Source organism: Geothrix sp. (assembly GCF_030219325.1).
Taxonomy (GTDB): Bacteria; Acidobacteriota; Holophagae; order Holophagales; family Holophagaceae; genus Geothrix.
The window spans coordinates 3,511,384-3,536,943 of record NZ_CP126625.1 but is presented as its reverse complement, the minus strand read 5'-3'; the positions used below and the strand labels follow the sequence as shown (position 1 = coordinate 3,536,943).

Below are 25,560 nucleotides of genomic sequence, written 5' to 3'. Positions count from 1 at the left end.
GAAAGCATATCCGCTCGATCAGGGCTCCAGCGCCTTCAGAAGCGCCTCGGGTGCATAGGGCTTGTAGAGCGTACCCATGAGCCAGGGCTCGCCGGGGCTGGTGTCCCGGGCCGCCGTGGACAGGAGGACCTGCCGGCATCGTCGCATCTCGACCTGCATCTTCAGCCACGGGCGGAGGTCCCCCATGGCATCGGCCTGCTCGGAGATGAGCAGGTCGACGGGGCGCTCGGAGAGCAGGGGCGCGGCTTCGGTGCGGCTTCCCACCTCCCGGACCTCCCACTTCGATCCGAGCGCCGCCATCAGCCGCTTCCGGAAGAAGGCACTGGGCTCCAGCAGGAGGATCGTGGTGATGGGGGCCCGCCGGGTGATGTCGGCCTCGTTCAGTCCCAGGGCCAGGAGTGCTTCCTTGGCAGCGCTGCGCAACCCGAGGCCGGAAGCTCCCTTGAAGATGTCCTTGAGGGGTTCCACGAGGTCGAGCTGCCGGGTGAGCCCCCCGATCTCGCAGAGCCGGGCCAGCTCACGCCAATCCTGATCCGTGCGGGCGATCTCCCGGATGACGAAGGCGGCCAGCTCCCCGGCCAGCTCGGTCCGGAGGATGAACTCGGGATCCTGGAGGGCCTCGCGCAGAGCCAACAGCGAGGTGCCCCGGCCGGGACCCTGGGGAGGGAGGCCATTCACCATGGCGCGCACCTTCTCTTCGCTGCCCGCGATGTGGCCGAGGCTGGCGCTGCGCCGCCCGAGCTCCTTCACGATGGCCGCGACCCGGTCGTTGGTGTCGCGGTCCCAGTCGCCCTTGGTCCGCAGGTCGAAGAGGAAATCGGAGAAGGTGTCCTTCAGGCGGGAGTAGAGACCCTGGTCGAAGCAGTAGAGATGCTGCGTGGCGAGGATGGCCCGGAGCCGCTGTCCCTCGCCCTCGCGGTCATCGCAACAGCGGGTGATGAGCTGCTCCAGGGACGGCAGGCACTCCATGGGGAGGGGGCGTTCGAACCCCGGGAAGGCCGCGAGCAGTCCTTCCAGGGCCCGGATGAGCACCTGGGACAGCTTGAGATGGGCGGACTTGGCCAGGAGCCCCAACCCCGCTTCGGGCGTCGCGAGCCCCGCCAGGGCCTCCACCAGGGCCTCCTGGAGGCGGGCCGGTTTCCCATCGTGGAGGAGGTCCAGCAGGACGGTGCTGGCGCTGGGACAATGGGTGGCACCCAGGGCCTCCACCGCCTCGAGGACGAGGTCATCGCGGACATCGGTCCGCAGGAAGGCCATCAAGGGTTCCGCCGCGGCCTGGGTGCCGTTGACGGTGAAGATGCGGAGGGCGGTGCGGACCTGCTCGGGCTGGCCGGACTCGAAGAGGCTCATGACCGCGGGAAAGCTCGAGGGCAGCTTCCCGAGGTGATGCATGGCCCGGTGCCCGACTTCGACGATGCCATCCTGCATGGCCCGCATGAAGAAAGCCATCAGGGCGTCCTCCTCGCGGGCGCCGAGCACGTCCAGACAGGCCAGGCGGCGCTTCGGATCCGTGACAGCCAGGACCCGCCCCAGGGCGGCCTCGTCCGTGGCGGGCACCAGGCGGCAGAACGCGTGGTCCAGACCCTCGCTGTTCGAAAAGCGGTCGAAGGCCTCCTGTAGGACGGGGACGGCCTGGGCGTTGGCGAGGGTCCCCATGGTCACCACCTGATGGACCAGCGCCTCGCAGACCAGGTTCAGCGTGATGCCCAGGGAGGCCTGCTGCCTGGCGGCCAGGTCCTGGGCCTCGGTCACCATGGCGCTGAATCGGGCCACCTTGCCTTCCAGCAGGATGATCAGGGAGTCCGTGACGAAGCGCTCGTAAGGGCCCTTGGCCTGTTCCCGCAGCTGTTCCACCTGTGGGATGGGATGGCCCTCCTCCCCGGCATCAAGGGCCTCCTGCAGGGTGCGGATGACGCCCGGGTGCTGTCCGCCCATGCGGGCCGCCAGGGCCGCGACCAGGACCGACCTGGCCGCGGTGCGCGCCCCGACCTGGACCTGCTGCGTGAGGGTGTCCAGACCTTCGAGATCCTCCAGGATCTGCAGGGTCTCCTGGAACAACCCCAGCAGCAGGGCCCCCTGAGGACCTCCGGGAAGCTCGGTCACGGCCCGGAGCAGGAGGCGGAAGGCGAGGGGGTCGGCCCCAGGCATGGCCTCCCAGAGGGCGGGAAGATCCCTGGGTTCGGCCACCATGGCCAGCCCCCGGGCACCCTGGTGGGCCAGGCGGGGATTCGCCTCGCCTTCGAGGAGCCGGCCCAGGTAGAAGGAGAGGGGCTGCTGGGGATCCGCAGCGCCGAGTTCCCGGCGCAGGATCAGCTGGCGATCGGGATCGGTGCGCTGGGCCTCCAGTTTCTGGAGGGCCTCCCGCGCGGAGCGGAGCTCCAGGCGGCCCAGGGCGGCGCAGCCTTCGTCGAAGACGCCCAGGTCTGGCTCGTGCTGCAGGACCTGGTGCAGCCAGGGTACCCACTCCGGCCAGTCGAATTTCGCCGTGAGTCCGAACAGGAAGCGCTTCAAGGACGGCGGAGTGGAGGGCTTGACCAGGCGGTTTCCGAGTTCGGGAAGGGCGAGCTGGCGGAGTTGCTGCAGCAACTGGCTGAGGCGGACCTGGGCACCGGCATCCGTCTCCATGGGGCTGCCCAGCCAGGCGCGGAGTTCGTCCAGCGGGGTCATGGGCATGTGGCGGAGGGGGGTGGCCATCCTGATCCCATCGGCTTGGAGTGCCCCCGGGTGAAGAACCACCATTTCGGCGGGGAAGTGTTAGCGTTTTTCCATGAAAGCCCTGTATTGGATCCTCCTGGCCGTTGTTGTTCAGGCCCAGACTCCCGACTTCCTGGACCAGCTGCCGCCGGCGGCCCGGGCTGAGGCCCTGGACATCGTGAAGCGGGCCGATTTCGTGTTCGAAACCCGGACCCAGCCGAAGCACGTGCGCGTGGCCACCATGGAGAAGCTCTTCGATCATCCGGTACTGGGCGCGGCCATGTGGCGGCACTGTCAGTTCGTGCCGGGTTTTTACGCCTTTGTCCATCCGGACGGTGCCTGGAGCATCGACGATACGCGGGGCCTCCGGGGGAGGCTGCGGCTGGTGTACCAGCGTCCCGGCCACCGGGTCTACCTGGTGGAGGGGCGGGCCGAGAAGGGCCGCCTGCCCGTGGTGCCTTTTTCGGTGGGTGCCAAGATGCTCACCTCGTACCGCTACTGGGAGGGCAGGACCGGCTTCGAAAGCCACCTCCGCACCTGGACGGCCCTGGATTCGGCGGTACTCGGCGTCATGTCCCGCCCCTTCCGTCCCTACATCCGGGGCCGCCAGGATGAATTCATCGCCTACATCAACGGGAACGTGGCCACTTTCGGGGAATTCGCCGACCTGAGCCCCAGGGATTTCCAGGGTCCCCTGAAGCGGGATGGGGACCCGATCGCCTTGCGCGAATTCGAAGCGATCTTCCTGGGCCGGTGATGGTCCTCCCCTTCGTGACCTCCTTCCGGGCCCTGCGGCACCCCGGCACCGCGTTCCAGTGGCCGCCGCCCCCCCTGGGCAGGGCCGTCCGGGACATGGCGCTGGTCTGGGTGCCGCTGGCCCTCGTGAACTCGGCCCTGACGGCGGTGCGATCCCTCCAGGCCTACGCCTCGCTCCGCCAGGGGGCGCTCCCGCCCGGAGTGTTCGACTGGTTCGGGCTGGACCCGGAGAACCTCCAAGCCTTCCTGCGGACCCTGCCCGTCCCGCCGACCTTCGGCCAGGTCTGGCCCTGGCTGCTGCTGGTCGTGCCCATCGGGGTGCTGGGAACCTGGCTCCACCACGCGGTCTGGGACCACACGGGCCTCTGGCTGCTGGGTGGCCTGAAGCAGAAGCGTGGCTTCCGGACCAGCCTCCTCGCCGAAGCCGAGGCGCTTCGCATCACGGCCCTGGGGACCCTGCTGGGGCTGGCGGGCTTCCTGCCCATCCTGGGGCCGCTCTTGGCGCTGCCCCTCCTGGTGGTGGACGGCTACCTCTGGCTGTTCCGGGGATTCGCCCTGGCGGCCCGGCACGGCTGTGAGCCTTGGCGGGGCGTGGCGGCCACGGTGGTTCACCTGGTCCTGCTGGGCTGTTTCGCCCTGGGGCTCTCCATCCTGATGCTGCTCATGCTCCGGATGGCCGCATGAGGCGCGTCCCCTGGGTGGCGCTGGGTGCCCTGCTGGCGGCCCTAGGAACCTGGGCCTCGGGGTTCCTGCAGCCCGTGTCGGCCCTGCTCCCGGGCTGCGCCTTCAAGCGCCTGACGGGGTTCGCCTGCGCCACCTGCGGTCTGACCCGCTGCGTCCTGGCCCTGGGCCGATGGGACTGGGCCGGGGCCTTCCACTGGCATCCGGTCGCTGCGGGCGCAGCCGCGCTGCTGCCGCTTCTTGCGGTCTGGGACCTCCGCCGGGCGTGGCGGGGCGATCCCTACCCCGGGCTCCCGGATTCACGGGTCCTGCGCCTGTCCGTCTGGGCGCTGCTGCTGGGCACATGGGCCCTCCAGGCAGTGCGGGGAATTTAGCGCTCCTGACAAGACCTCCCATCGCCGCATCGTCGGGGAGACTAAAGGGTCGTTTTGCATCCGGCGGGACTCCGGTCATGCTTTGGGCACGCATCACCGGAGTCCCGCCATGTTCCAGCAAATCCTGGATCAGCTCATCGAACGAGTGCCCGAGGCCCTGGCCGCGACCTTCAACGACCGGGACGGGGACCCCATCTGCTCGCGCACCATCCAGGTGTCCAACGAGGGACTTCAACTTCTGGGGGCGTACCAGCACGTGGTGAAGCGCCACCTCCAGCAGGCGGTCGAGGAGTTCGACCGCGGCGAGGTGAAGCAGGTGGCCTTCGCGACGGACCAGCACTGGATCCTCATGATTGGGGCCCGGGAGCAGTGCACCCTGGTGCTGGTCATGCAGCGGGAGGGCATCCTGGGCCGGGCCCGTTTCCACATGGAGCAGGCCATCGAGGCCCTGAACCACGAACTGTAGGGAGTTCCTGATGGAACGGTTGATCGGCTTGGCCGGAATCGTGGCCTTTGTGGCCCTTGCGTACGTGCTTTCGCACAAGCGGAGTGCCATCCACTGGAAGACCATCGCCTGGGGCCTGGGGCTCCAGTGGATCTTCGCCCTGATCGTGCTCAAGGGGACGCTGATCTCCGGTCTGCTGTCCTTCCTGCCCTTCCCGAGGGGCGCAGGCTGGGTGGTGCTGGCGCTGATGTTCACGCCCATGCTGCTGCGCCGTTTCGCCTCCTATGAAAACAAGACCCTCAACTGGAGCCTCTTCGGCGTCATCGTGCTGGGCCTGCTGCGGGGGAACCTGGTGGGTTCCTCCTTCGACCGGATGCGGATCGTGGTCGAGCACCTCATGGCTTATGCCCACGAGGGGGCGAGCTTCGTGTTCGGGTCCCTGTCCGATGGTCCCGCCGGCAAGGTGGGGATGGTCTTCGCCTTCGCGGTACTGCCGACCATCATCTTCGTGGCGTCGATCTTCGCGGTGCTCTACTACTTGGGCGTCATGCAGTGGGTGGTGGGCGCTGCCGCCCGGGCCATGGGCCGCTTCCTCAAGGTCTCCGGCGCCGAAAGCGTGAGCGTGGCCGCCAGCATCCTCATGGGCCAGACCGAAGCGCCGCTCACCATCCGGCCCTTCCTGGCGAAGATGACCCGCAGCGAGCTCATGGTGATCATGACGGCGGGCATGGCGCACGTATCCGGCAGCATCATGGTGGCCTACGTGCAGGTGGCGCACGTGGACATCGTGCACCTGCTCACCGCCGTGATCATGACGGCGCCCGGCGCGGTGATGATGGCCAAGCTGCTCGAACCGGAGACGGAAACGCCCGAGACCTCCGGCGAGATCAAGGTGGACATCCCCAACCACGATGCCAACGTGCTGGACGCCGCGGCGCGAGGTGCCTTCGAAGGCGGGCAGCTGGCCTTCAACGTGGCGGTCATGCTCATCGCCTTCATCGCCCTCATCTACCTGCTCAACGGGCTGATGAAGGCCATCCATCCCGGGTTCAGCCTCGAGCTGGTGCTGGGCTGGGTCTTCAAGATCCCGGCCTTCCTCATGGGCGTGCCCTGGGGCGAAGCCGGCCAGGTGGGTGGGCTGCTGGGCAAGCGCATGGTGGTGAACGAGTTCGTGGCCTTCCTCGACCTGGGGAACATGACGGGGCTCTCCGCCAAGGCCAGGCTCATCTCCACCTTCGCCCTGTGCGGCTTCGCCAACTTCAGCAGCATCGCCATCCAGGTGGGGGGCATCGGCGCCCTGGTGCCGGAGCGGCGGGGCGACCTGGCCCGCCTGGGCGTCCGGGCCATGCTGGCGGGCACTCTGGCCAACTTCCTCAGTGCCTGCATCGCCGGCATCCTGACTTAGCAGGAAAAAACCCACACCTGATCTGAAGTTCAGACAACCGGCCGGATTGCCGATGAAGCATCCTCTGGAGGTGGTTCCATGTCGATGCTGCGACCTGCGTTCGTCTTCCTGGCCCTGGCCGCTCCGGCCCTGGTGGCTGGCGACTACGACGCGATGTTCAGTGCGATGAAGAAATCCTGGCCACAGTGCGAGACGGTGGCGGTGGTCTGCGATGCCAATGGCAGCAAGGCTTCCCTGGCCGCCCTCACGGGCGCGGCCGCCGGACTGAAGGTCATCGTCGTGGATGTGAAGGGTCCCCAGGACATGGGCAAGGCCATCGGAACCCTGAGCGGGCGCAAGCCGGATGCCATCGTCCTGCTGGCCGGGGACCACGTGGCGGGGGATGGCTCCTCCGCGGCCAGCTTCCTGATCCAGCGCATGGCGGGCATCAAGATCCCGACGGCCGCGACCACGGAGGCCGGGGTCAAGCAGGGAGCGGCGCTGGGCATCGGTCCAGGGACCGGCGGCAAGCTGATGTCCAACGCCAAGGTGGCTGCCGTGGCCGGCGTGGCCGTGCCTGCCGGCGCCACACAGCTGTAGGAACGAGAGCCAGACGACTTGGACTAGTGCACGGTCTCCGGATCCTCGGGGCCGTCATGGGGGGGCTCCACGCCCCGCCAGCCGGCCTTCCAGGCCAGGTTCATGAGCAGCGTCAGGGTGATGTAGGCCGCGAAGAAGCCCACGAAGAAGCGCTGCTGGAAGAGGACCAGGAGGGCCAGGAGGATCGTCACGCTGAGGTAGGTGACCATGACCGAGCGCAGCGAGGTCGCCTTCTTCTTGAAGCTGGAAAAGCGGATGGTGGAGACCATCAGCAGGCCCACGAGGAAGAGCCCCGCGGCGAAGGAATAGGCCAGGGCGGTCGTGCCGGGCGGGGTGGGGTGCCAGATGATGACGGAGGCCACGCAGGCGGCCCCGGCGGGGATGGGTAGTCCCACGAAGTAGCGGGAGTCCACCGCGCCCACCTGCACGTTGAAGCGGGCCAGGCGGAGGGCGCCGCAGGCGGTGAAGACGAAACAGGCGGCCCAGCCGGCCGCCCGCAGGTGGGAGTCGTGGATGCCCAACTGGAAGAAGGCGTAGCGGTAGGCCAGGATGGCCGGGGCCATGCCGAAGCTGACCACGTCCGCCAGGCTGTCCAGCTGGACGCCGAAATCGGTGGCGGTGTTGGTGGCGCGGGCCACGCGTCCGTCCAGTCCATCGAAGACCCCTGCCAGCACCAGCAGGCCGGCGGCCCACAGGAAATAGCGCTCTGGGGTGGCGCCGGCGGCGTTGATGGACATCACCACGCTGGAGAAGCCGCAGAACACGGAGGCCATGGTGATGCTGGAGGGCAGCACGAACATGGACCGGCGCATGGCGCGCTGGCGCCGGGCACGGCGTTCCTCGGGACTCAGACGGGGTCGCATGGGGACAGTTTCTCACATCTGGGGCGGGGGAGGCTGGAGTCGGCGGGCGAGGGTATGCTGGCTTCCTTCGGAGGATAGAGGTTGAAGCATCTGGTGGTGATCGGCGGTGGACATGCTGGGATCGAGGCGGCCCACATCGCCGCGAGGATGGGCCTGACCACGACCCTGCTCACCATGAACCTCGACCAGATCGGCCAGATGAGCTGCAATCCCAGCATCGGCGGCGTCGGCAAGGGACACATGGTGCGGGAGCTGGACGCCCTGGGGGGCGCCATGGGGCGCCTCATCGACGCCACGGGCATCCACTTCCGCATCCTCAACGAAAGCCGCGGCGTGGCCGTGCGGGGCCCCCGGGCCCAGGCGGACAAGGTGAAGTACCGCATCGCGGCCCGGCGACTCCTGGAGCATCTGGAGCACCTGAAGCTGCGGCAGGGCACGGCGGCGGCCCTGGTCTGGCGGGAAGGCACCCGGGGCCTCCGGGGGGTCGAGCTGCTGGATGGATCGATCCTCCCCTGCGATGCCGTGGTGGTGACCAGCGGCACCTTCCTCAACGGCCGCATCCTCATCGGAGCGCGACGCCTCGAGGCCGGGCGCGCCGGGGAGCCGGCCAGCACCCACCTGGCCGAGCAGCTGCGGGCCCTGGGCCTGCGGCACCGGCGCCTCAAGACGGGCACCAGCCCCCGCCTCGCCCGGGCCAGCATCGACTTCACGCGACTGCAGGTCCAGCCCGGTGACGACCCACCGAGGCCCTTCAGCTTCTGCAGCCCCGGCATTCCGCAGCCCCAGGTGCCCTGCCACATCGTCCACACCACGGCCCAGACCGAGGCCATCGTGCGGGAGAACCTGCCGCAGTCCAGCCTCTACGGGGGGCACATCGAGGGGGTCGGGCCCCGCTACTGCCCCTCCATCGAGGACAAGTTCGTGAAGTTCCCGGACAAGGGCCGCCATCAGATCTTCGTGGAACCGGAGAGCCTCGAGACGGAGGAGATCTACTTGGCGGGCCTGTCCACCTCCATGCCCCCGGACGTGCAGCTGCGGATGGTGCGCAGCCTCCCGGGCTTCGAGGCCGCCGAGATCCTGCGGCCCGGCTACGCCATCGAGTACGACAGCTTCGATCCGCTGCAGCTCCACCGGGATCTCTCGGTCGAAGGCCTGGAGGGCGTGTGGTTCGCGGGCCAGATCAACGGCACCACGGGCTACGAGGAGGCGGCGGGCCAGGGTCTGCTGGCGGGCATCAATGCCGTGCGCTGGCTGCGGGAGCAGGAGCCCATCGTCCTCGGCCGCGAGCAGGCCTACCTGGGCGTGATGGTCGATGACCTCGTCACCAAGGGGACGGACGAGCCCTACCGCATGCTGACGGCCCGGGCGGAGCACCGGCTGGGCCTGGCCTGCGATCTGGCGGATGCCCGGCTGCTGGCCGTGGCCCGAGAGGTGGGGGCCCTGGAGTCGGAGGACCTGGCCAAGGTCGAAGCCAAGGTGCTCCGCCGGGAGGCTCTGAGGGGGCAGTGCGAGGCCGCCTGGGTGACCCAGACCAGTCCCTTCGGCGCCATCGCAACCGCCGCCGGCCTCCGGCTGGATGCGGGCCTGAGCCTGTCGGACCTGTTCCGACGGCAGCACATCGGCCCTGCCGAGGCCGATGCCTGTCTGACGCTGCTGGACGGCTGGGGGCAGGAGCAACCCGGCTGGAATCCGGCCACAGAGCGGGACCTGTTGCTCTTCGACCTCCGCTACGCCCCCTACCGGGACCGGGAAGCCAAGCTCCTGGAGGGCCATCGGGGCTGGGACCAGGTCCGGATCCCCGCCGATTTCCGGATCGAGCATCTGCACGGCATCTCAAGGGAAGTGTTGGAGAAGCTGTCGTTGCATCGGCCGGAAACCCTCGGTCAGGCCAGCCGCATCCCCGGCATCACCCCCGCCGCCGTCACGCTGCTCCACCTGCATCTTCATCGCGCTCGGAGCATATAGTTGAAGTGTGATTTTTATCCTTGAGCCTCCATGTAACTGGAACCTTACCCTTGGGGAGTCCGCTTCACGGGAGGTCCCCATGGCGATCGCGTCAGACACCCACGCTGCTCAAGCTGGTTCCTCGAACCGGATGCTGAAGATCGGCCAGCTGGCCTCGCGTTCGGGCATCACGGCCCGCAATCTCCGGTTCTATGCGGATGCCGGTGTGTTCGGCGACCTGCCCCGCTCGCCAAAGGGCTACCGGCTCTTTCCGGCGGAGGCCATCCACTGGGTCCGGATCCTCAGGGCCGCCCAGGCCGCCGGGTTCAGCCTCGAGGAGGTCCAGGAACTGTTGCGGGCCCTCCGCCAGGACAGCGCCCCCTGCGCCCACGTCCGTGAGGCACTGGGAGGGAAACTCCAGGCCCTGGAGGTCAAGCTGACGGAGATCAGGCTCCTGGTGGACATCCTGCGGATCACCCTCGGTACGCCGGACGGCCAGAGCAGCGAACTGGGGTGCAACCTGATGGAAACCCTGCTGCTCGAGGCGGCCCGGCTGCCCTCGTTCGCCGAACACAGGGCCTGACCCCGCCACTGGAGGCATGTGATGGATACCAGGGTTTTCAAAGTCAAGGGCATGACCTGCGGCGGCTGCGCGAAGCATGTGGAAAAGGCACTGCGGTCCGTCGAGGGCATTGTCCAGGTGGACATGGATGTTCCAGGCGGAACGGCGAAGGTGGTGGGTGAAGCGCCCTTCGAGGTCCTGGCCGAGAAAGTGGCGAAAGCAGGCTACGAACTGGTCGGGCTGGCCTGAGGCCGGTTCGTCGCCTCAGCTGAACAGGGGGGATGGGCGGTGGATCAACAGACTTTTGCCGTCTCGGGGATGACCTGTGCTTCCTGCGTCCGGCACGTGGAGAGGGCCTTGGCGGATACGCCGGGCGTGACCGCGGCCGTGGTGAATCTCGCCACGGGAACGGCGCGAGTGGAAGGGGCGGCGACTTTTGAGGCGCTGGCCCTTCGGGTCGAGGATGCGGGCTATGGCCTGGCGAAGGTCCAGCCGGACGCGCCTCCGGTCGAGGATCTGGAACCGGCCCGCCATCGCATGGTGTTTGCGCTGGCCTTCACCGCGCCCCTGCTGATCTCGATGCTGCCGGGCTGGCACGGGCATCTGCCCGGCTGGATCCAGGCCCTCCTGGCCACGCCGGTCGTGTTCGGGGCCGGCCTCGGGTTCTTCCAGCGGGCTGTGCGCCAGGCCCTCCATGGGCAGGTCTCCATGGATGCCCTCATCGCCCTCGGCTCCGGCACCGCCTGGACCTTCGCCGTCGTCGAATGGCAGCGGGGCGTCCACGAGCTCAGCTTCGAAACGGCCGCCGCCTTGGTGGCCTTCCTGCTGACGGGGAAGTACCTCGAAGCCCGGGCGAAGACCCGCGCCACCGACGCGCTCAAGGCACTACTCACGCTGGCCCCGCCGACGGCCCTCCGGCTGGAGGCGGACGGATCCGTGCTTGAGGTTCCCGTGGCGATGCTGGCCCCCGGAGACAGGGTGCGGGTGCTCCCGGGCCAGACCGTCCCTGCGGATGGGCGGGTCAGCTCCGGGCAGGCCGAGGTGGACGAGTCCATGCTCACGGGGGAACCCCTGCCCGTGGCGAAGGGATCCGGGGATTCCCTGGTGGCGGGAACCGTGGTGCATGGATCGGCCCTGGAAATGGAGGTCAGCGCGGTTGGCGCGGCGACCCAGCTGGCGCGCATGGCGGCCATGGTCGCCGAGGCCCAGGGCTCCAGGGCCCCGGCCCAGGAACTCGCCGATCGCATCAGCGCCGTCTTCGTGCCGGCCATTCTGGTCCTGGCCCTGGCGACGTTTGCGGGCTGGTGGATCTGGGGTGATGGATTCGCCCAGGCCTGGCGCCCGGCCGTGACCCTCCTGGTGATCGCCTGCCCCTGCGCCCTGGGCCTGGCCACGCCGGTGGCGGTGACCGTCGGCATCGGCGCGGCGGCGAAAAGGGGTGTGCTGGTGCGTGACGCCGCGGCCCTGGAGGCGCTGGGCCGGGCCACGGACCTGGTGTTCGACAAGACGGGCACCCTGACGGAGGGGCAGCCGACGCTTAGGCGGGTGCTGGCTTCCGGTGATCAGCCTGAATCCGAGCTCCTCCGAGTGGCGGCCAACCTGGAACGCGATTCGGAGCACCCGATCGCCCGGGGGCTTCGTGCCGCCTTTGCCGGTGACCTGCAAGTCGTCCAAGGTTTCAGGGCGCACCCCGGAGGGGGGATATCGGGGACCTTGGATGGTGCGTCCTGGCGCCTCGGCAGTGAGTCCTTCCTGGGGACGCCCTTCCCGGCCGTGGATCCGGATGGGATCGCGGTGGGGTTGGCAAACGAGGCGGGGCTCCAGGGGGTCTTCATTCTGGGCGACCGATTGCGGGCAGAGGCACCCAGCGTGGTGGCGGACCTGGAGCGCCAGGGGCTGAAGCTCCACCTCCTGACGGGTGACCGGAGTGGGCCCGCTGGGCTCATGGCCAGGGCCGCGGGGATCACGCGCGTGACCGCTGAGGTCCGGCCTGAGGGGAAGCTGTCCCACCTCAGGGGGATGCAAGCGAGTGGGGCGGTGGTCGGCTTCGTGGGCGACGGCGTCAACGATGCCCCGGCGCTGGCCCAGGCGGATTGCGGGATCGCCATGGGTTCGGGCGCGGGCGGGCAGGGCACCGGGGCGGCGATGGCGGCGGCACCGCTGGTGCTGCTGCGGGCCGGACTGGAACCGGTTCTGACGGCCAGGCGCCTCGCCCTGCGTACGCAGCGCGTGATCAAGCAGAACCTCGGTTGGGCGCTTGGCTACAACCTGCTGCTGGTGCCCCTGGCGGCCTTCGGACAGCTCGAGCGCTTCGGCGGGCCCATGCTGGCTGGCGCGGCCATGGGCCTCAGTTCGCTGACGGTGGTGCTGAACGCGCTGAGGCTGCGGCGCTAGAGGCCGCAGGACAGCTCTTTCAGGTAGGTGGTGAAGTCCTCGCGAAGATCTTCCCGCTTGAGGGCGAACTCCACGTTGGCCTTCAGGTAGTCGAGCTTGTTGCCGGTGTCATAGCGCTTGGCGGGGATCGGTGCGGCGACCAGCCGGCCTTCCCGGGCGAGGGCCGCCAACGCGTCGGTGAGCTGGTACTCCCCGCCCACGCCTGGCTCCAGGGCCGCGAGGTGATCGAAAACGCGCGGCTCCAGCACGTAGCGGCCCACGACGGCCCAGCGGCTGGGAGCATCCTTGGGAGATGGCTTTTCGACAATAGTTGTCACATCCCAAACATCTCGCTGGCTGCCGGGGGCGTTGACGATGCCGTACCGGGAAACGTGTTCGGGTGGCACTTCCTGGACGCCGACGACGGACTTTCCGGATGAACCGTATGCGGCGATCAGGGCGTCCAGGGCCGAATCCCGCTCGTCGAAGACGTCATCGCCAAGAAGCAGGGCGAAGGGTTCATCACCGACCGCGTAGCGGGCGCAAAGCACGGCGTGGCCGAGCCCCAGCGGCTCACCCTGGCGCACATACGCGAAATGGGCGAGATGACTGATGCCCTGTACCACCGCGAGTTCCTCCTGCTTGCCGCGGCGGCGCAAGGTGTCCTCCAGTTCGAAGGCGACGTCGAAATGGTTCTCGATGGCGGCCTTGCCTCGCCCAGTGACCAGCACCAGGCTCTCAACCCCGGCCCGGATGGCCTCTTCCACGACGTACTGGATGACGGGCGTGTCCACCAAAGGCAGCATTTCCTTGGGTTGGGCCTTGGTCGCGGGCAGGAAGCGGGTGCCCAGGCCCGCGACGGGAATGACGGCTTTGCGTAGCGTCTTCATGGCCTCTCCGATGGCCCATGATGGCCGAAGGATGGCCCCCGATGAAGGATTGGTGCCCCTTGCGTAAATTTTTCTCTTGCATCTGGGGGCCCTGGTGTTAGTCTGAATGTCCTGCGCAGTTGAGGCTGTGGGGTGCGAGGATGGCTGAGAGGCTGTTCGGAGTCATGCGGAGAGCATGGCGAGCGTCTTTGAAAACCGGATAGAAGATAGGAAGCCTTTGAGGGTTTTGGTTGGCGTCTAAGGATGTCGATCAGAATTCAGAACAATTTTTCGACCAGAGCATTTTTTCCAAGTCTAAGGATTTGGGATGAGAGTTCAGAATGAAACTTGAGAGTTTGATCCTGGCTCAGAATGAACGCTGGCGGCGTGCCTAACACATGCAAGTCGGATGTGCCGCAAGGTGCATGGCAGACGGGTGAGTAACGCGTGGGGAATCTACCTCTTTGTGGGGAATAACGCTCCGAAAGGAGTGGTAATACCGCATGAGACCGTGGTCTGGGATGACCATGGTGAAACCTGGGGACCGAAAGGCCTGGGGCAAGGAGAGGATCCTGCGTCTGATTAGCTAGTTGGCGGGGTAATGGCCCACCAAGGCGACGATCAGTAGCCGGCCTGAGAGGGTGATCGGCCACACTGGAACTGAGACACGGTCCAGACTCCTACGGGAGGCAGCAGTGGGGAATTTTGCGCAATGGACGAAAGTCTGACGCAGCAACGCCGCGTGGGTGATGAAGGTCTTCGGACTGTAAAACCCTGTCGTCAGGGACGAAGGTGGGGGCGTTAATAGCGCTTTCATTTGACGGTACCTGGAGAGGAAGCCCCGGCTAACTCTGTGCCAGCAGCCGCGGTAATACAGAGGGGGCAAGCGTTATTCGGAATTATTGGGCGTAAAGGGCGCGTAGGCGGTTTTTTAAGTCAGATGTGTAATCCCCGAGCTTAACTTGGGAACTGCATCTGAGACTGGAAGGCTAGAGTACTGGAGAGGGTGGTGGAATTCCTCGTGTAGCGGTGAAATGCGTAGAGATGAGGAGGAACACCAGTGGCGAAGGCGGCCACCTGGACAGTAACTGACGCTGAGGCGCGAAAGTGTGGGTAGCAAACAGGATTAGATACCCTGGTAGTCCACGCTGTAAACGATGAACACTTGGTGTGGAGGGAGTTGACCCCTTCCGTGCCGGAGCTAACGCGTTAAGTGTTCCGCCTGGGGAGTACGGTCGCAAGGCTGAAACTCAAAGGAATTGACGGGGGCCCGCACAAGCGGTGGAGCATGTGGTTTAATTCGACGCAACGCGAAGAACCTTACCTGGGCTTGAACTGCAGTGGACCGGTATAGAGATATGCCTTTTCGCAAGAACTGCTGCAGAGGTGCTGCATGGCTGTCGTCAGCTCGTGTCGTGAGATGTTGGGTTAAGTCCCGCAACGAGCGCAACCCTTACCCGTAGTTGCCAGCGCGTCATGGCGGGAACTCTACGGGGACTGCCCGGGTTAACCGGGAGGAAGGTGGGGATGATGTCAAGTCCTCATGGCCCTTATGTCCAGGGCTACACACGTGCTACAATGGGCGATACAAACCGTTGCAAAGTCGCGAGATGGAGCTAATCGGAGAAAGTCGTCCTCAGTTCGGATTGTAGTCTGCAACTCGACTACATGAAGGTGGAATCGCTAGTAATCGTGTATCAGAATGATACGGTGAATACGTTCCCGGGCCTTGTACACACCGCCCGTCACATCACGAAAGCCGGGAGCACTTGAAGAGGCTGTGGTAACCCGCAAGGGGGCTAGGTCTCAATGGTGAACTTGGTGATTGGGGTGAAGTCGTAACAAGGTAGCTGTAGGAGAACCTGTGGCTGGATCACCTCCTTTCTAAGGAGAGTCGTCTCAATGAGATGACGATAGGTCAACGCTTCCGATCGCAATATCTATCCGGTTTTTAAAGACGCTCGTGCAATCTTTGACGAGCGTGTTTGGGCGTCTGTAACTGGGCCCGTAGCTCAGCTGGGAGAGCGCCTGGTTTGCATCCAGGAGGTCGTCGGTTCGAACCCGGTCGGGTCCACCAGCGCCGAATGGAGCAAGGAACACGGGCCTATAGCTCAGTCTGGTTAGAGCGCACGCCTGATAAGCGTGAGGTCGGTGGTTCGAATCCACCTAGGCCCACCAATTTGAGTTGAGTTGAGACCTTTCGAGGTTTGAATCCAGCTCAAGACCGATTCAAGGGTCGGTGGCCGAAAGGCAGAGTTGTTTGACATTTAAATAGAAGGAATAGAGAAGGGTGATCCATGGCGTTGAAGTGACGCTGTGGGCTTAAGGCGAGGCAAGTTTAGCGAAATCGAAATACTCTCGTGGGTCTGAAGTCAATGTTATTCATTGATGGAAGGCCAAGTTACAAAGGGTTGACGGTGGATGCCTTGGCAGATGACAGCGATGAAGGACGTGGTAAGCTGCGAAAAGTCTCGGGGAGTTGCACGCGAACGGTGATCCGGGAATGTCCGAATGGGGAAACCCGTCTGGGTGAAAGCTCAGTCATCCCGAAGCTGAATTCATAGGCTTCGGGAAGCGAACGTGGGGAAGTGAACCATCTCAGTACCCACAGGAACAGAAAACAACAGTGATTCCGGTAGTAGCGGCGAGCGAAACCGGAAGAGCCCAAACCTCATACGTGTAAGCGGCAGGCGTTGCGTATGGGGGGTCGTGGGACCTACAGGTCAGGGCTGCCCCCTGGCACAGAGTTACAAAACCTCTAGTTAGCGGAACGGCATGGAAAGGCCGGCGATACAGGGTGATAGCCCCTTATGCGAAAGCTACGAGGACTCTGAGTGGTGTTCCCAAGTATGTCGGGGCACGAGAAACCTTGACAGAATTTGCCGCGACCATGCGGTAAGGCTAAATATGTTCATCTGACCGATAGTGAACCAGTACCGTGAGGGAAAGGCGAAAAGAACCCCGATGAGGGGAGTGAAATAGAACCTGAAACCGTCAATCTACAAGCAGTGGAACCCCTATGGTTTACCAGGGGAACCGCGTGCCTTTTGCATAATGAGCCGGCTAGTTATTTTCAGTGGCGAGGCGAAGCCGATGAGGCGGTGCCGTAGGGAAACCGAGTCTGAATAGGGCGACCAGTCGCTGGAAATAGACGCGAAACGGGATGATCTATCCTTGACCAGGATGAAGGTAGGGTGAAACCTATTGGAGGTCCGAACCAGTGTGGGTTGAAAACCGCTTGGATGAGTTGAGGATAGGGGTGAAAGGCCAATCAAATTCCGTGATAGCTCGTTCTCCCCGAAATAGCTTTAGGGCTAGCGTCGGATGTTTCGTCGTGCAGGTAGAGACCTGAATGGACTAGGGGGCTTACCAGCTTACTGAATCCAACCAATCTTCGAATGGCACGCCGTGAAGTCCGGCAGTCAGACTGCGGGTGATAAGATCCGTAGTCGAGAGGGAAAGAACCCAGATCGCCAGCTAAGGTCCCAAAATACATGCTAAGTGGAAAAGGATGTGGATGTGCTTAGACAGCCAGGAGGTTAGCTTAGAAGCAGCTATCCTTTAAAGAAAGCGTAATAGCTCACTGGTCAAGCGGGTCTGTGCCGACAATTCAACGGGGCTAAAGCATGTTACCGAAGCTGCGAACGTAAGTGGTAGGGGAGCATTCCCTACGTCTGTGAAGGTTGACCGTAAGGACAGCTGGAGACATGGGAAGAGACTCTGTCGGCATAAGTAGCGTAAAGACGGGCGAGAACCCCGTCCGCCGTAAGACTAAGGTTTCCAACGCAAGGTCAATCCGCGTTGGGTTAGTCGGACCCTAAGCCGAGGCCGAAAGGCGTAGGCGATGGAAGGCTGGTTAATATTCCAGCACCATGAGCATCTCGTTTGTACGATGCAGGGACGCAGGAAGGTAGGGACGCAGAGCTATGGAATGTTCTGCGAAAGGATCCAAGGGTGGTGCTTAGGGAAGTCCGGGCGCCATGAGCTCAAGGTTTCTGACGAAAAGTCCTGATCCTACACTGCCGAGAAAAGCTGCTAAGGAGAGGTGCTTGTGTCCGTACCGCAAACCGACACAGGTAGTCGAGGAGAGAATCCTCAGGCGTTTGAGAGAACTCTGCTGAAGGAACTCGGCAAATTAACCCCGTAACTTCGGGAGAAGGGGTACCACGGTAGGGTTCATAGCCCGAGGTGGTGGCACATAAATGTTCCAGGCGACTGTTTAACAAAAACACAGGTCTCTGCAAACTCCAAAGAGGAGGTATAGGGGCTGACGCCTGCCCGGTGCCGGAAGGTCAAGAGGAGTGGTCAGCGCAAGCGAAGCTACGAATTTAAGCCCCGGTGAACGGCGGCCGTAACTATAACGGTCCTAAGGTAGCGAAATTCCTTGTCGGGTAAGTTCCGACCTGCACGAATGGCGTAACGATCTGGAAACTGTCTCCAGCAGAGACTCAGCGAACTTGTAGCACCGGTGAAGATGCCGGTTACCCGCACTTAGACGGAAAGACCCCGTGCACCTTTACTACACCTTGACATTGAGGTTGGCGTTGGACTGTGCAGGATAGGTGGGAGACTATGAAACTGGCTCGTTAGGGTCGGTGGAGTCACCCTTGAGATACCACCCTGTTTAACGCTGATCTCTAACTCGCACCCGTGATCCGGGTGGAAGACAATGTCAGGCGGGTAGTTTGACTGGGGCGGTCGCCTCCTAAAGCGTAACGGAGGCGTACGAAGGTTCCCTCAGGCTGTTTGGAAATCAGCCGCAGAGCGCAATAGTATAAGGGAGCTTGACTGCGAGTCAGACACGACGAGCAGGTGCGAAAGCAGGTTATAGTGATCCGGTGGTCCCGAATGGAAGGGCCATCGCTCAACGGATAAAAGGTACGCCGGGGATAACAGGCTGATCTTGCCCAAGAGTTCATATCGACGGCAAGGTTTGGCACCTCGATGTCGACTCATCACATCCTGGGGCTGAAGCAGGTCCCAAGGGTTCGGCTGTTCGCCGATCAATAGTGGTACGTGAGTTGGGTTCAGAACGTCGCGAGACAGTTCGGTCCCTATCTAGTGTGGGCGCAGGAGATTTGAGAGGACCTGTCCTTAGTACGAGAGGACCGGGATGGACTGACCTCTGGTGTTCCAGTTGTGCCTCCAGGTGCAATGCTGGGTAGCTATGTCGGGAAGTGAGAAGCGCTGAAAGCATCTAAGCGCGAAACACCCCTCAAGATGAGATCTCCCTATGAGACCCGTGGAAGACCACCACGTTGATAGGTCGCATGTGTAAGGCCGGTAACGGCTTAAGCTGAGCGATACTAATCGGTCCACTGACTTGACCTTTCATCAATCAATAACATTCGACATACCCACGAACGCTCTACAGAGCTTCGCCTTAAACCCTTCTCGCCTTCTAACCCTTCGTCGTGGCTTTTCCCCAGGGGTCACACCCGTTCCCATCCCGAACACGGCCGTTAAGACCTGGAGGGCCGATGATACTGCGCATCACATGCGTGGAAAAGTAGGTCGCTGCGACGTTAAAACCCCTCCGGGCCATCACATTTGATGGCCCGGAGTCATTTACTGATAAAATTCATTTCTTGTTCTGAGGAACCCATGTCCATCGAGGTCCGCCTTCCAGACGACTCCCTTCGGCAGCTGCCCGAGGGTGCCACTGGGGCCGATCTGGCCGGTGGGATCGGTGCCAGGCTCCTCGAGGCGGCGCTGGCCATCAAGGTGGATGGCCACCTGGCCGACCTGAAGGCTCCCCTCGTGGATGGGGTCAAGGTTGAGATCGTCACCAACAAGGCCCCGGAAAGCTTGGAGCTCATCCGCCACTCCACGGCCCACCTCCTGGCCCACGCGGTCAAGCGGCTGTACCCGGGCGCCAAGGTCGGCATCGGCCCGGTCATCGAGGATGGTTTCTACTACGACTTCTGGGTGGAGAAGCCCTTTACGCCCGAGGACCTGCCGGCCATCGAGGCCGAGATGGCCAAGATCGTGGCCGAGGGCGTCGAGGTGGTCCGGGAAGACCTGAGCCGGGATGCCGCCGTGGCGCGCTTCACCGAGATGGGCGAGCCCCTCAAGGTCGAGGTGGTCTCCAGCATCCCCTCCGGCGACATCATCAGCGGGTACCGCCAGGGGGATTTCTACGACCTCTGCCGCGGCCCCCACGTCCCCAGCACCGCGAAGTTGAAGGCCTTCAAGCTGCTCAGCATCGCCGGCGCCTACTGGAAGGGCGACGAGAAGAACCAGATGCTCAGCCGCATCTACGGCACCGCCTTCCACAGCCAGAAGGAACTGGATGAGCACCTGAAGCGCCTGGAGGAGGCCAAGGCCCGGGATCACCGCAAGCTGGGCAAGGAGCTGGGCCTCTACTCCTTCCATCCGGAAGCGCCGGCCTCTCCCTTCTTCCATCCCAAGGGTACCCAGGTCTACAACGAGCTGGTGACCTACATCCGCGAGCTCTACTTCAAGTACGGCTATAGCGAAGTGATCACCCCCCAGATCCTGGACGTGGCCCTCTGGAAGACCAGCGGCCACTACGACAACTACGCCGAGAACATGTACTTCACCACCGCCGAAGAGCGGGAGTACGCGGTGAAGCCCATGAACTGCCCCGGGCACTGCATCATGTTCGGTGCCCAGAAGCACAGCTACCGTGACCTGCCCATCCGCTACGCCGATTTCGGCCGCCTGCATCGCTACGAGCGGAGCGGCGTCACCCATGGCCTGACGCGCGTGCGGACCTTCTGCCAGGACGACGCCCACATCTACTGCACGCCGGAGCAGATCAAGACCGAGATGGCCGACTTCCTCGCGCTGTTGAAGGAGGTCTACGATACCTTTGGCTTCGACGGCATGCGCGTGGCCCTGAGCACCCGACCTGAAAAGCGGCTCGGCTCGGACGAGATCTGGGATGCGGCGGAAAACGCCCTGAGCGAAGCCCTGAACGAGGCCGGCATGCCCTTCACCCTGAATCCGGGCGAGGGTGCCTTCTATGGCCCCAAGATCGAGTTCCAGATCCTGGATGCCCTCAAGCGCCCCTGGCAGCTGGGCACCCTCCAGGTGGACTACATGCTGCCGGAGCGTTTCGACCTGAACTACACCCGCCCCGACGGTGGCGAGGGACGGCCCATCATGCTGCACCGGGCCATCCTGGGCAGCCTCGAGCGCTTCATGGGCATCCTGGTGGAGCACACCGCGGGAGCCTTCCCGGCCTGGCTGGCCCCGGTGCAGGTCGCCATCCTGCCCATCACCGACCGGGCCAACGCCTTCTCCACCGAAGCGGCCGCCCGCGCCAAGGCGCTGGGCCTGCGGGCCGAGTTGGATGCCCGCAATGAGAGCCTGAAGGCCAAGATCCGTGAAGCTCAGCTGGCCAAGGTGCCCTACATGCTGGTCATTGGGGACCGCGAAGCCGAGGCGGGCACAGTCTCCGTGCGCCATCGGCACCGGGGTGACCTGGGCGTCCAGCCCCTGGAGGGATTCCTCCAGGCCCTGGCGGCCGAGGTCAAGGATCGCCAACGCTGATTTGGTTTTCCGTGCTTGGCGAAGGTCAAGTCAAGTGTTAGACTTTTTGTCCTTGTGCAACTAGGGGAGGAACCATTCGTCCGAACGAGACCCGCATCAACGACGGCATCCGGGCCCAAGAGGTCCGCGTCATCTCCGAAGATGGCGAACAGCTTGGCGTGATGCCTCCTCACCAGGCCATCCGGATCGCAGAAGAGCGTGGTCTCGATCTGGTGGAAGTCGCCGGAAACGCACAGCCGCCAGTCTGCCGAATCATGGACTACGGCAAGTACAAATTCATGGAAGCCAAGCGGGAACACGCCGCCCGTGCGAAACAGAAAAACATCGTCGTCAAGGAAGTGAAGTTCCGACCCAAGACCGATGACCACGACTTCGATTTCAAAGTGAAACACATCCTGCGGTTCCTGGAGGAGGAAGACAAAGTCAAAGTGGTGGTCATGTTCCGCGGACGTGAAGTCGTCCACCGAGACATCGGCTACCGGATCATCGAGGAAGTCATCCAGCGCGTCGGCGACAAGGCCATCGTGGAAAAGGGTGCCGGCATTGATGGTCGCGACATGCACGCGATTCTCGCTCCCAAGATCATCGAAGTCCCGAAAGCACCCAAGAAGCCCAAGCCAGCCAAGGCCGAAACACCAGCAACCGAAGCCCCGATCCAGTGAGGAACCCATGAGCGGATACAAGATCAAGACCCACAAGGGCGCCCAGAAGCGCTTCAAGAAGACCGCCGGCGGCAAGTTCAAGCGCGGCTGCTCGCACCAGCGGCACATCCTGACGAAGAAGACCGCCAAGCGGAAGCGCCAGCTGGACATGGGCCGGATGGTTTCGAAGGCCGACCAGAAGGCCGTCGCCGCGATGCTGCCTTACGCCTGAGTCAATTCTCTCCGGGGTTCCGCGCATACGCGTACACCCCGGATCCCGCGCACCTCGCAGGCAAAGCCTGTTCGGCGCTTGTTCTAAACAGCCTTCGATCCTAGAATCGAAGGTTCAACCCGGTGGCTGAGGTCACCCCCGATGAGGCCTTCAAACGCTCTTTCTGAGCTGCCTCGAGGAAAGGAAGCAACATGACTCGCGTCAAACGTGGTTTCAAGCGCGCGCAGCGCCGCAAGCGCATGATGAAGTTCGCCAAGGGCTTCTACGGTGCCAAGTCCCGCCTGTACCGTTCCGCCAAGGAAGCCGTCGAGAAGGCCCTCGGCTACGCCTACCGCGACCGCAAGGTCAAGAAGCGCGACTTCCGCCGCCTCTGGGTGGTGCGCATCAGCGCCGCCTGCGGCCAGAACGGCACCAGCTATTCCAAGTTCATGGGCGGCCTGAAGAAGGCTTCCGTGGACCTCGACCGCAAGATCCTCGCGGATCTCGCCGTACGCAATCCCGAAGCGTTTACCAAGCTCGTGGCCGTGGCCAAGGGCTGAACGCGACGCACCATCGCAGACACCCGAAAGGCCGCGCGAGCGGCCTTTCCCTGTTTTGAGACACCTGCCCCGAGGGTTCCATGGATCAGCTGCTTCCCGTCGAGATCGTCGAGGCCGGACGCGTCTTCCCGCAGGCGCTGTCCGCCTGCGTCGACCTGGATTCCCTCCTGCGCCTCAAGGGGGTCTACGTCGGCCGCGAAGGCAGCCACGCGGCGGTACTCATGGATCTGCTCAAAGGCGCACCCAAGGAGCAGAAGCGCGAGCTCGGCGCCGCCATCAATGCATTGAAGCAGCAGTGGGAGGAGGGCCTGAAGGCCCGCCAGCTCGAGCTTGAGGCCGCTAAGAAGCAGCTGGCTTCCCTGGCCGACCGCTGGGATCCCACCCTGCCGCCGCCCGTGCCGGCCCGGGGCGCGCTGCATCCGCTGAACCGCCTCATGGATCGACTGGTGGATGTGTTCCGTCCCCTGGGTTTCCACGTGGAGGAAGGGCCCGAGGTGGAGACCGAGGCCCACAACTTCGATGGCCTGAACATCCCCGAGGACCATCCGGCCAAGGCCAGCTCGGATACCTTCTACCTGGCGGCCCATCCGGAACTCCTGCTCCGTACGCACACGAGCCCCGTGCAGGTGCGCACGCTCCTGCGCGTGGCGCCCGAACTGGCCGCGCGTGGCGGCATCCGCTTCCTCGCGCCGGGCCGCGTGTACCGCAAGGACGAGATCGATCCCACCCACAGCCCCATGTTCCACCAGGTGGAGGGCATGCTCGTGGGCCACGGCATCGGCATGCAGCACCTGAAGGGCACCCTGGAGTACGCGCTCCGCGCGCTCTTCGGGCCCCACACCGAGATCCGCCTGCGGCCCTCCTACTTCCCCTTCGTGGAGCCGGGCTGCGAGGTGGACGTGAGCTGCCCGCTCTGCGGCGCCCAGGGCTGCCGCGTGTGCAAGGGGTCGGGCTGGGTCGAGATCCTGGGCGCGGGCCTGATCCATCCCAATGTCTTGAAGTACGCCGGCATCGATCCGACTGAATGGTCCGGCTGGGCCTTCGGCATGGGCGTCGAGCGCATGGCGATGATGCTGAGTCAGACGCCCGACCTGCGCCTGTTCTTCGAGAACGATCAGCGCTTCCTCAGGGCCATGGGAGGGCTGGACTGATGTGGATCGAGCGGAAGGCCCTGGCCCAGGAGATCCCTGCTGCCGCTGCCCTGGAGACCCGCCAGCTTTCCGAGCTGCTGGCCTCCCTTGGTTTTCCCGTGGATGGCATCGCCTCCCGGGAGGGTGGCGACGTGCTGGATGTGGACATCACCGCGAACCGGGGCGATGCCATGTCGCATCGCGGCATGGCGCGCGAAGTCGCGGCACGGCTTCGGCAGTCGCTGACGCCGATCGCCATGCCCACGCTTGCTGAGGGAAAGCCGGTGGTCGAGGTGCGCCTCGAGAGCCCGGCCTGCCCCATCTACAGCACGGCCGTGCTCGAGCTGGGGCCGGGCACGACGCCAGCCGACATCCAGTCCTTCCTCCTGGCGCTCGAGGCCACGCCCAAGCGGCTTCCGGCCGTGGATGCCTCCAACGAGCTGCTGCACCGCCATGGCCATCCCACCCACGCCTTCGATGCCGACCGCATCCGGGGAGCCGTCTCGGTGCGCTGGGCCAAGGCCGGGGAAACGCTGGTGACCCTGGATGGGGTCGAGCGGAAGCTGGTGGAGCAGGACCTCGTCATCGCCGACGAGGCGGGTCCCATCGCACTGGCGGGCGTCATGGGCGGGGACGGCACCAAGGTCACTGAAGCCACGACGCGCGTGCTGCTGGAGAGCGCCTGGTTCGATCCGAAACCCGTGAAGGCTGCGGCGCGGCGCCACAGCCTCCACACCGACGCCTCGCATCGATTCGGACGGGGGGCCGATCCCCACATGGCCGTGGTGGCGCGCAATCTGCTCGTGGGTCGCCTCCAGGCCTGGTGCCAGGCAACCCTGGTGGGAGCCTGGACCGCCGGCACGGCTCCTGCTGGTGCCGCACCCGTGCCCTTGACGGGAACGCTGCTCGCCCGCATTGCCGGGGAGCCCCTGTCCTTGGCTGATGCGGCCGAAGCACTCAGGTGGCTGGGCTGTGCGGCTGACCTCGACGGCGGCACCCTCCAGATCACGCCGCCTTCGTGGCGACACGACCTCGCGATCCCCGAGGATCTCGCAGAAGAAGTGCTGCGTCTCCGGGGCTACGAGCACATCCCCTCGGCACTCCCCTCCCTGGAGGGCCCGCCGGAGCCCCTCGCGCCGGCCTACCTCCAGCGGCAGCGCCTAGCCCGCCGGTTGGCCCAGCTGGGTTTCCACCAGACCGTGACCTACGGCTTCATCAGCCCTGAGGTGGACGCTGCCTTCGCCGCCCCCGGGAACGGGGCGGAGGGCCGCACCCTGGTCAATTCCCTTGGCCAGGAGTACTCGGTCATGCGCGGCTCGCTGCTTCCCAGCCTGCAGGCCACCGCCAATCAGAATCTCCGGCAGGGTGCCCGCGAGGTGCGGCTGTTCGAGCTGGCTCCGGTCTACGGCAGCGGTCCCGCCGGCCCCGTCGAGCAGTTCATGCTGGGCGTGGCCTGGGGCGGCACCCTGGGTGGGGAGGACCACCTGAGCCCTGCCCGGGCGGTCCGCGAAGCCGATCTCAGCGGGATCGCGAGAGACCTGGGATGGGAAGGTCTGCCGCCGCTGCGGGCGCTCGGCGAGGGGCTCTTCGGGTTTGAAGTGCCGGTGGAGAGCCTGCCCCGGGAAGGCGCGCGGATCATCCCGGCCTTCCGTCCCTTCAGCCGCTTCCCCTTGGTGGAGCGCGACCTGTCGCTCCTGGTCGACCTGGGCCAGTCCCATGAGGCCCTGACCGTGGCGATGAGGGCCGTGCTTCCCAAGGACACCCTCCAGGACCTGCGCTGCGTGGACGTCTTCCGCCACAAGAGCCTGCCGGAGGGCCGCCAGGCCTGGCTCATGCGCATGCGCTTCCAGGCGGACCGGACCCTCGTGGGCGAAGAGGTGGACGGCTGGGTGGCGGCGGCCCTGGCCGCGGCGGAGTCGCTCGGGGCCAGGCTCCGGGCGTAAGATGGGCTTCAC

General features: G+C 64.8%; 19 protein-coding genes, 2 tRNA genes and 3 rRNA genes. 21 read left to right on the top strand and 3 right to left on the bottom strand.

Translation table 11 applies throughout. The features are described 5' to 3' along the window. Positions 1-18: 18 nt before the first annotated feature. The gene (locus QOZ81_RS15785) at positions 19-2,694 is read right to left on the bottom strand and encodes a hypothetical protein (RefSeq protein ID WP_291204022.1); all 2,676 of its coding nucleotides are present in this window, start codon (positions 2,692-2,694) and stop codon (positions 19-21) included. 73 nt (positions 2,695-2,767) lie between these two features. On the opposite strand from QOZ81_RS15785, the gene QOZ81_RS15780 reads away from it, so the two are divergent. The 6 genes from QOZ81_RS15780 to QOZ81_RS15755 all read left to right on the top strand — a co-directional run bounded on the left by QOZ81_RS15780 (position 2,768) and on the right by QOZ81_RS15755 (position 6,934). After that, entirely contained in the window at positions 2,768-3,451 is a 684-nt protein-coding gene (locus QOZ81_RS15780; protein WP_291204024.1) for a hypothetical protein, read from the top strand. Further along, entirely contained in the window at positions 3,451-4,134 is a 684-nt protein-coding gene (locus QOZ81_RS15775) for a hypothetical protein (RefSeq protein WP_291204027.1), read from the top strand. The genes QOZ81_RS15780 and QOZ81_RS15775 overlap by 1 nt, the downstream gene beginning before the upstream one ends. Continuing rightward, positions 4,131-4,505 (top strand): DUF2752 domain-containing protein, encoded by a 375-nt coding sequence (locus QOZ81_RS15770; RefSeq protein ID WP_291204029.1) that lies wholly within the window; start codon positions 4,131-4,133, stop codon positions 4,503-4,505. The genes QOZ81_RS15775 and QOZ81_RS15770 overlap by 4 nt, the downstream gene beginning before the upstream one ends. Positions 4,506-4,614: 109 nt before the next feature. Continuing rightward, on the top strand, positions 4,615-4,971 hold the full coding sequence (locus QOZ81_RS15765; RefSeq protein ID WP_291204032.1) for a roadblock/LC7 domain-containing protein: 357 nt from the start codon (positions 4,615-4,617) through the stop codon (positions 4,969-4,971). Between the two features lie 10 nt (positions 4,972-4,981). Then, complete coding sequence (locus tag QOZ81_RS15760; RefSeq protein WP_291204035.1) at positions 4,982-6,355, top strand: NupC/NupG family nucleoside CNT transporter; 1,374 nt, start codon at positions 4,982-4,984, stop codon at positions 6,353-6,355. A 78-nt stretch (positions 6,356-6,433) separates the two neighbouring features. Further along, entirely contained in the window at positions 6,434-6,934 is a 501-nt protein-coding gene (locus tag QOZ81_RS15755; RefSeq protein WP_291204038.1) for a hypothetical protein, read from the top strand. A gap of 23 nt (positions 6,935-6,957) precedes the next feature. Here the strand turns inward: QOZ81_RS15755 and pssA are convergent, their stop codons facing one another. Then, on the bottom strand, positions 6,958-7,797 hold the full coding sequence (gene pssA / locus QOZ81_RS15750) for a CDP-diacylglycerol--serine O-phosphatidyltransferase (protein ID WP_291204041.1): 840 nt from the start codon (positions 7,795-7,797) through the stop codon (positions 6,958-6,960). An 81-nt stretch (positions 7,798-7,878) separates the two neighbouring features. On the opposite strand from pssA, the gene mnmG reads away from it, so the two are divergent. From mnmG to QOZ81_RS15730, 4 genes are all read left to right on the top strand, one after another. Further along, complete coding sequence (gene mnmG, locus QOZ81_RS15745) at positions 7,879-9,762, top strand: tRNA uridine-5-carboxymethylaminomethyl(34) synthesis enzyme MnmG (protein WP_291204044.1); 1,884 nt, start codon at positions 7,879-7,881, stop codon at positions 9,760-9,762. A gap of 79 nt (positions 9,763-9,841) precedes the next feature. After that, on the top strand, positions 9,842-10,324 hold the full coding sequence (locus QOZ81_RS15740; protein ID WP_291204047.1) for a MerR family transcriptional regulator: 483 nt from the start codon (positions 9,842-9,844) through the stop codon (positions 10,322-10,324). Between the two features lie 21 nt (positions 10,325-10,345). Beyond that, positions 10,346-10,552, top strand: coding sequence for a heavy-metal-associated domain-containing protein (locus QOZ81_RS15735; protein WP_291204050.1), 207 nt, complete (start codon positions 10,346-10,348; stop codon positions 10,550-10,552). 39 nt (positions 10,553-10,591) lie between these two features. After that, positions 10,592-12,697, top strand: a complete 2,106-nt coding sequence (locus tag QOZ81_RS15730; RefSeq protein WP_291204053.1) for a heavy metal translocating P-type ATPase — start codon at positions 10,592-10,594, stop codon at positions 12,695-12,697. Here the strand turns inward: QOZ81_RS15730 and galU are convergent. Continuing rightward, on the bottom strand, positions 12,694-13,566 hold the full coding sequence (galU, locus tag QOZ81_RS15725; RefSeq protein WP_291204055.1) for a UTP--glucose-1-phosphate uridylyltransferase GalU: 873 nt from the start codon (positions 13,564-13,566) through the stop codon (positions 12,694-12,696). The genes QOZ81_RS15730 and galU overlap by 4 nt on opposite strands. A 323-nt stretch (positions 13,567-13,889) precedes the next feature. On the opposite strand from galU, the gene QOZ81_RS15720 reads away from it, so the two are divergent. From QOZ81_RS15720 to QOZ81_RS15670, 11 genes are all read left to right on the top strand, one after another. Further along, positions 13,890-15,429, top strand: a 16S ribosomal RNA gene (locus QOZ81_RS15720). Between the two features lie 117 nt (positions 15,430-15,546). Next, positions 15,547-15,622 (top strand) — tRNA-Ala (locus QOZ81_RS15715). Positions 15,623-15,645: 23 nt separating this feature from the next. Further along, positions 15,646-15,723, top strand: a tRNA-Ile gene (locus QOZ81_RS15710). Positions 15,724-15,939: 216 nt separating this feature from the next. Continuing rightward, a 23S ribosomal RNA gene (locus tag QOZ81_RS15705) occupies positions 15,940-18,876 on the top strand. Between the two features lie 79 nt (positions 18,877-18,955). Next, a 5S ribosomal RNA gene (rrf, locus tag QOZ81_RS15700) occupies positions 18,956-19,071 on the top strand. Together the 16S, 23S and 5S rRNA genes with 2 tRNA genes alongside form the textbook arrangement of a ribosomal RNA operon. A 78-nt stretch (positions 19,072-19,149) precedes the next feature. After that, a complete protein-coding gene (gene thrS, locus QOZ81_RS15695; protein ID WP_291204058.1) occupies positions 19,150-21,063 on the top strand; it encodes a threonine--tRNA ligase in 1,914 nt (637 codons plus the stop codon). 74 nt (positions 21,064-21,137) lie between these two features. After that, the gene (gene infC / locus QOZ81_RS15690; RefSeq protein ID WP_341849998.1) at positions 21,138-21,725 is read left to right on the top strand and encodes a translation initiation factor IF-3; all 588 of its coding nucleotides are present in this window, start codon (positions 21,138-21,140) and stop codon (positions 21,723-21,725) included. Positions 21,726-21,732: 7 nt separating this feature from the next. Beyond that, positions 21,733-21,936, top strand: coding sequence for a 50S ribosomal protein L35 (rpmI, locus tag QOZ81_RS15685; RefSeq protein WP_291204060.1), 204 nt, complete (start codon positions 21,733-21,735; stop codon positions 21,934-21,936). 191 nt (positions 21,937-22,127) lie between these two features. After that, positions 22,128-22,475 (top strand): 50S ribosomal protein L20, encoded by a 348-nt coding sequence (rplT, locus tag QOZ81_RS15680; protein ID WP_286354390.1) that lies wholly within the window; start codon positions 22,128-22,130, stop codon positions 22,473-22,475. Between the two features lie 80 nt (positions 22,476-22,555). Next, entirely contained in the window at positions 22,556-23,626 is a 1,071-nt protein-coding gene (gene pheS / locus QOZ81_RS15675) for a phenylalanine--tRNA ligase subunit alpha (protein WP_291204067.1), read from the top strand. Beyond that, on the top strand, positions 23,626-25,548 hold the full coding sequence (locus tag QOZ81_RS15670) for a phenylalanine--tRNA ligase subunit beta (RefSeq protein WP_300715038.1): 1,923 nt from the start codon (positions 23,626-23,628) through the stop codon (positions 25,546-25,548). Before pheS ends, QOZ81_RS15670 begins: the two co-directional genes overlap by 1 nt. Positions 25,549-25,560 lie beyond the last annotated feature (12 nt).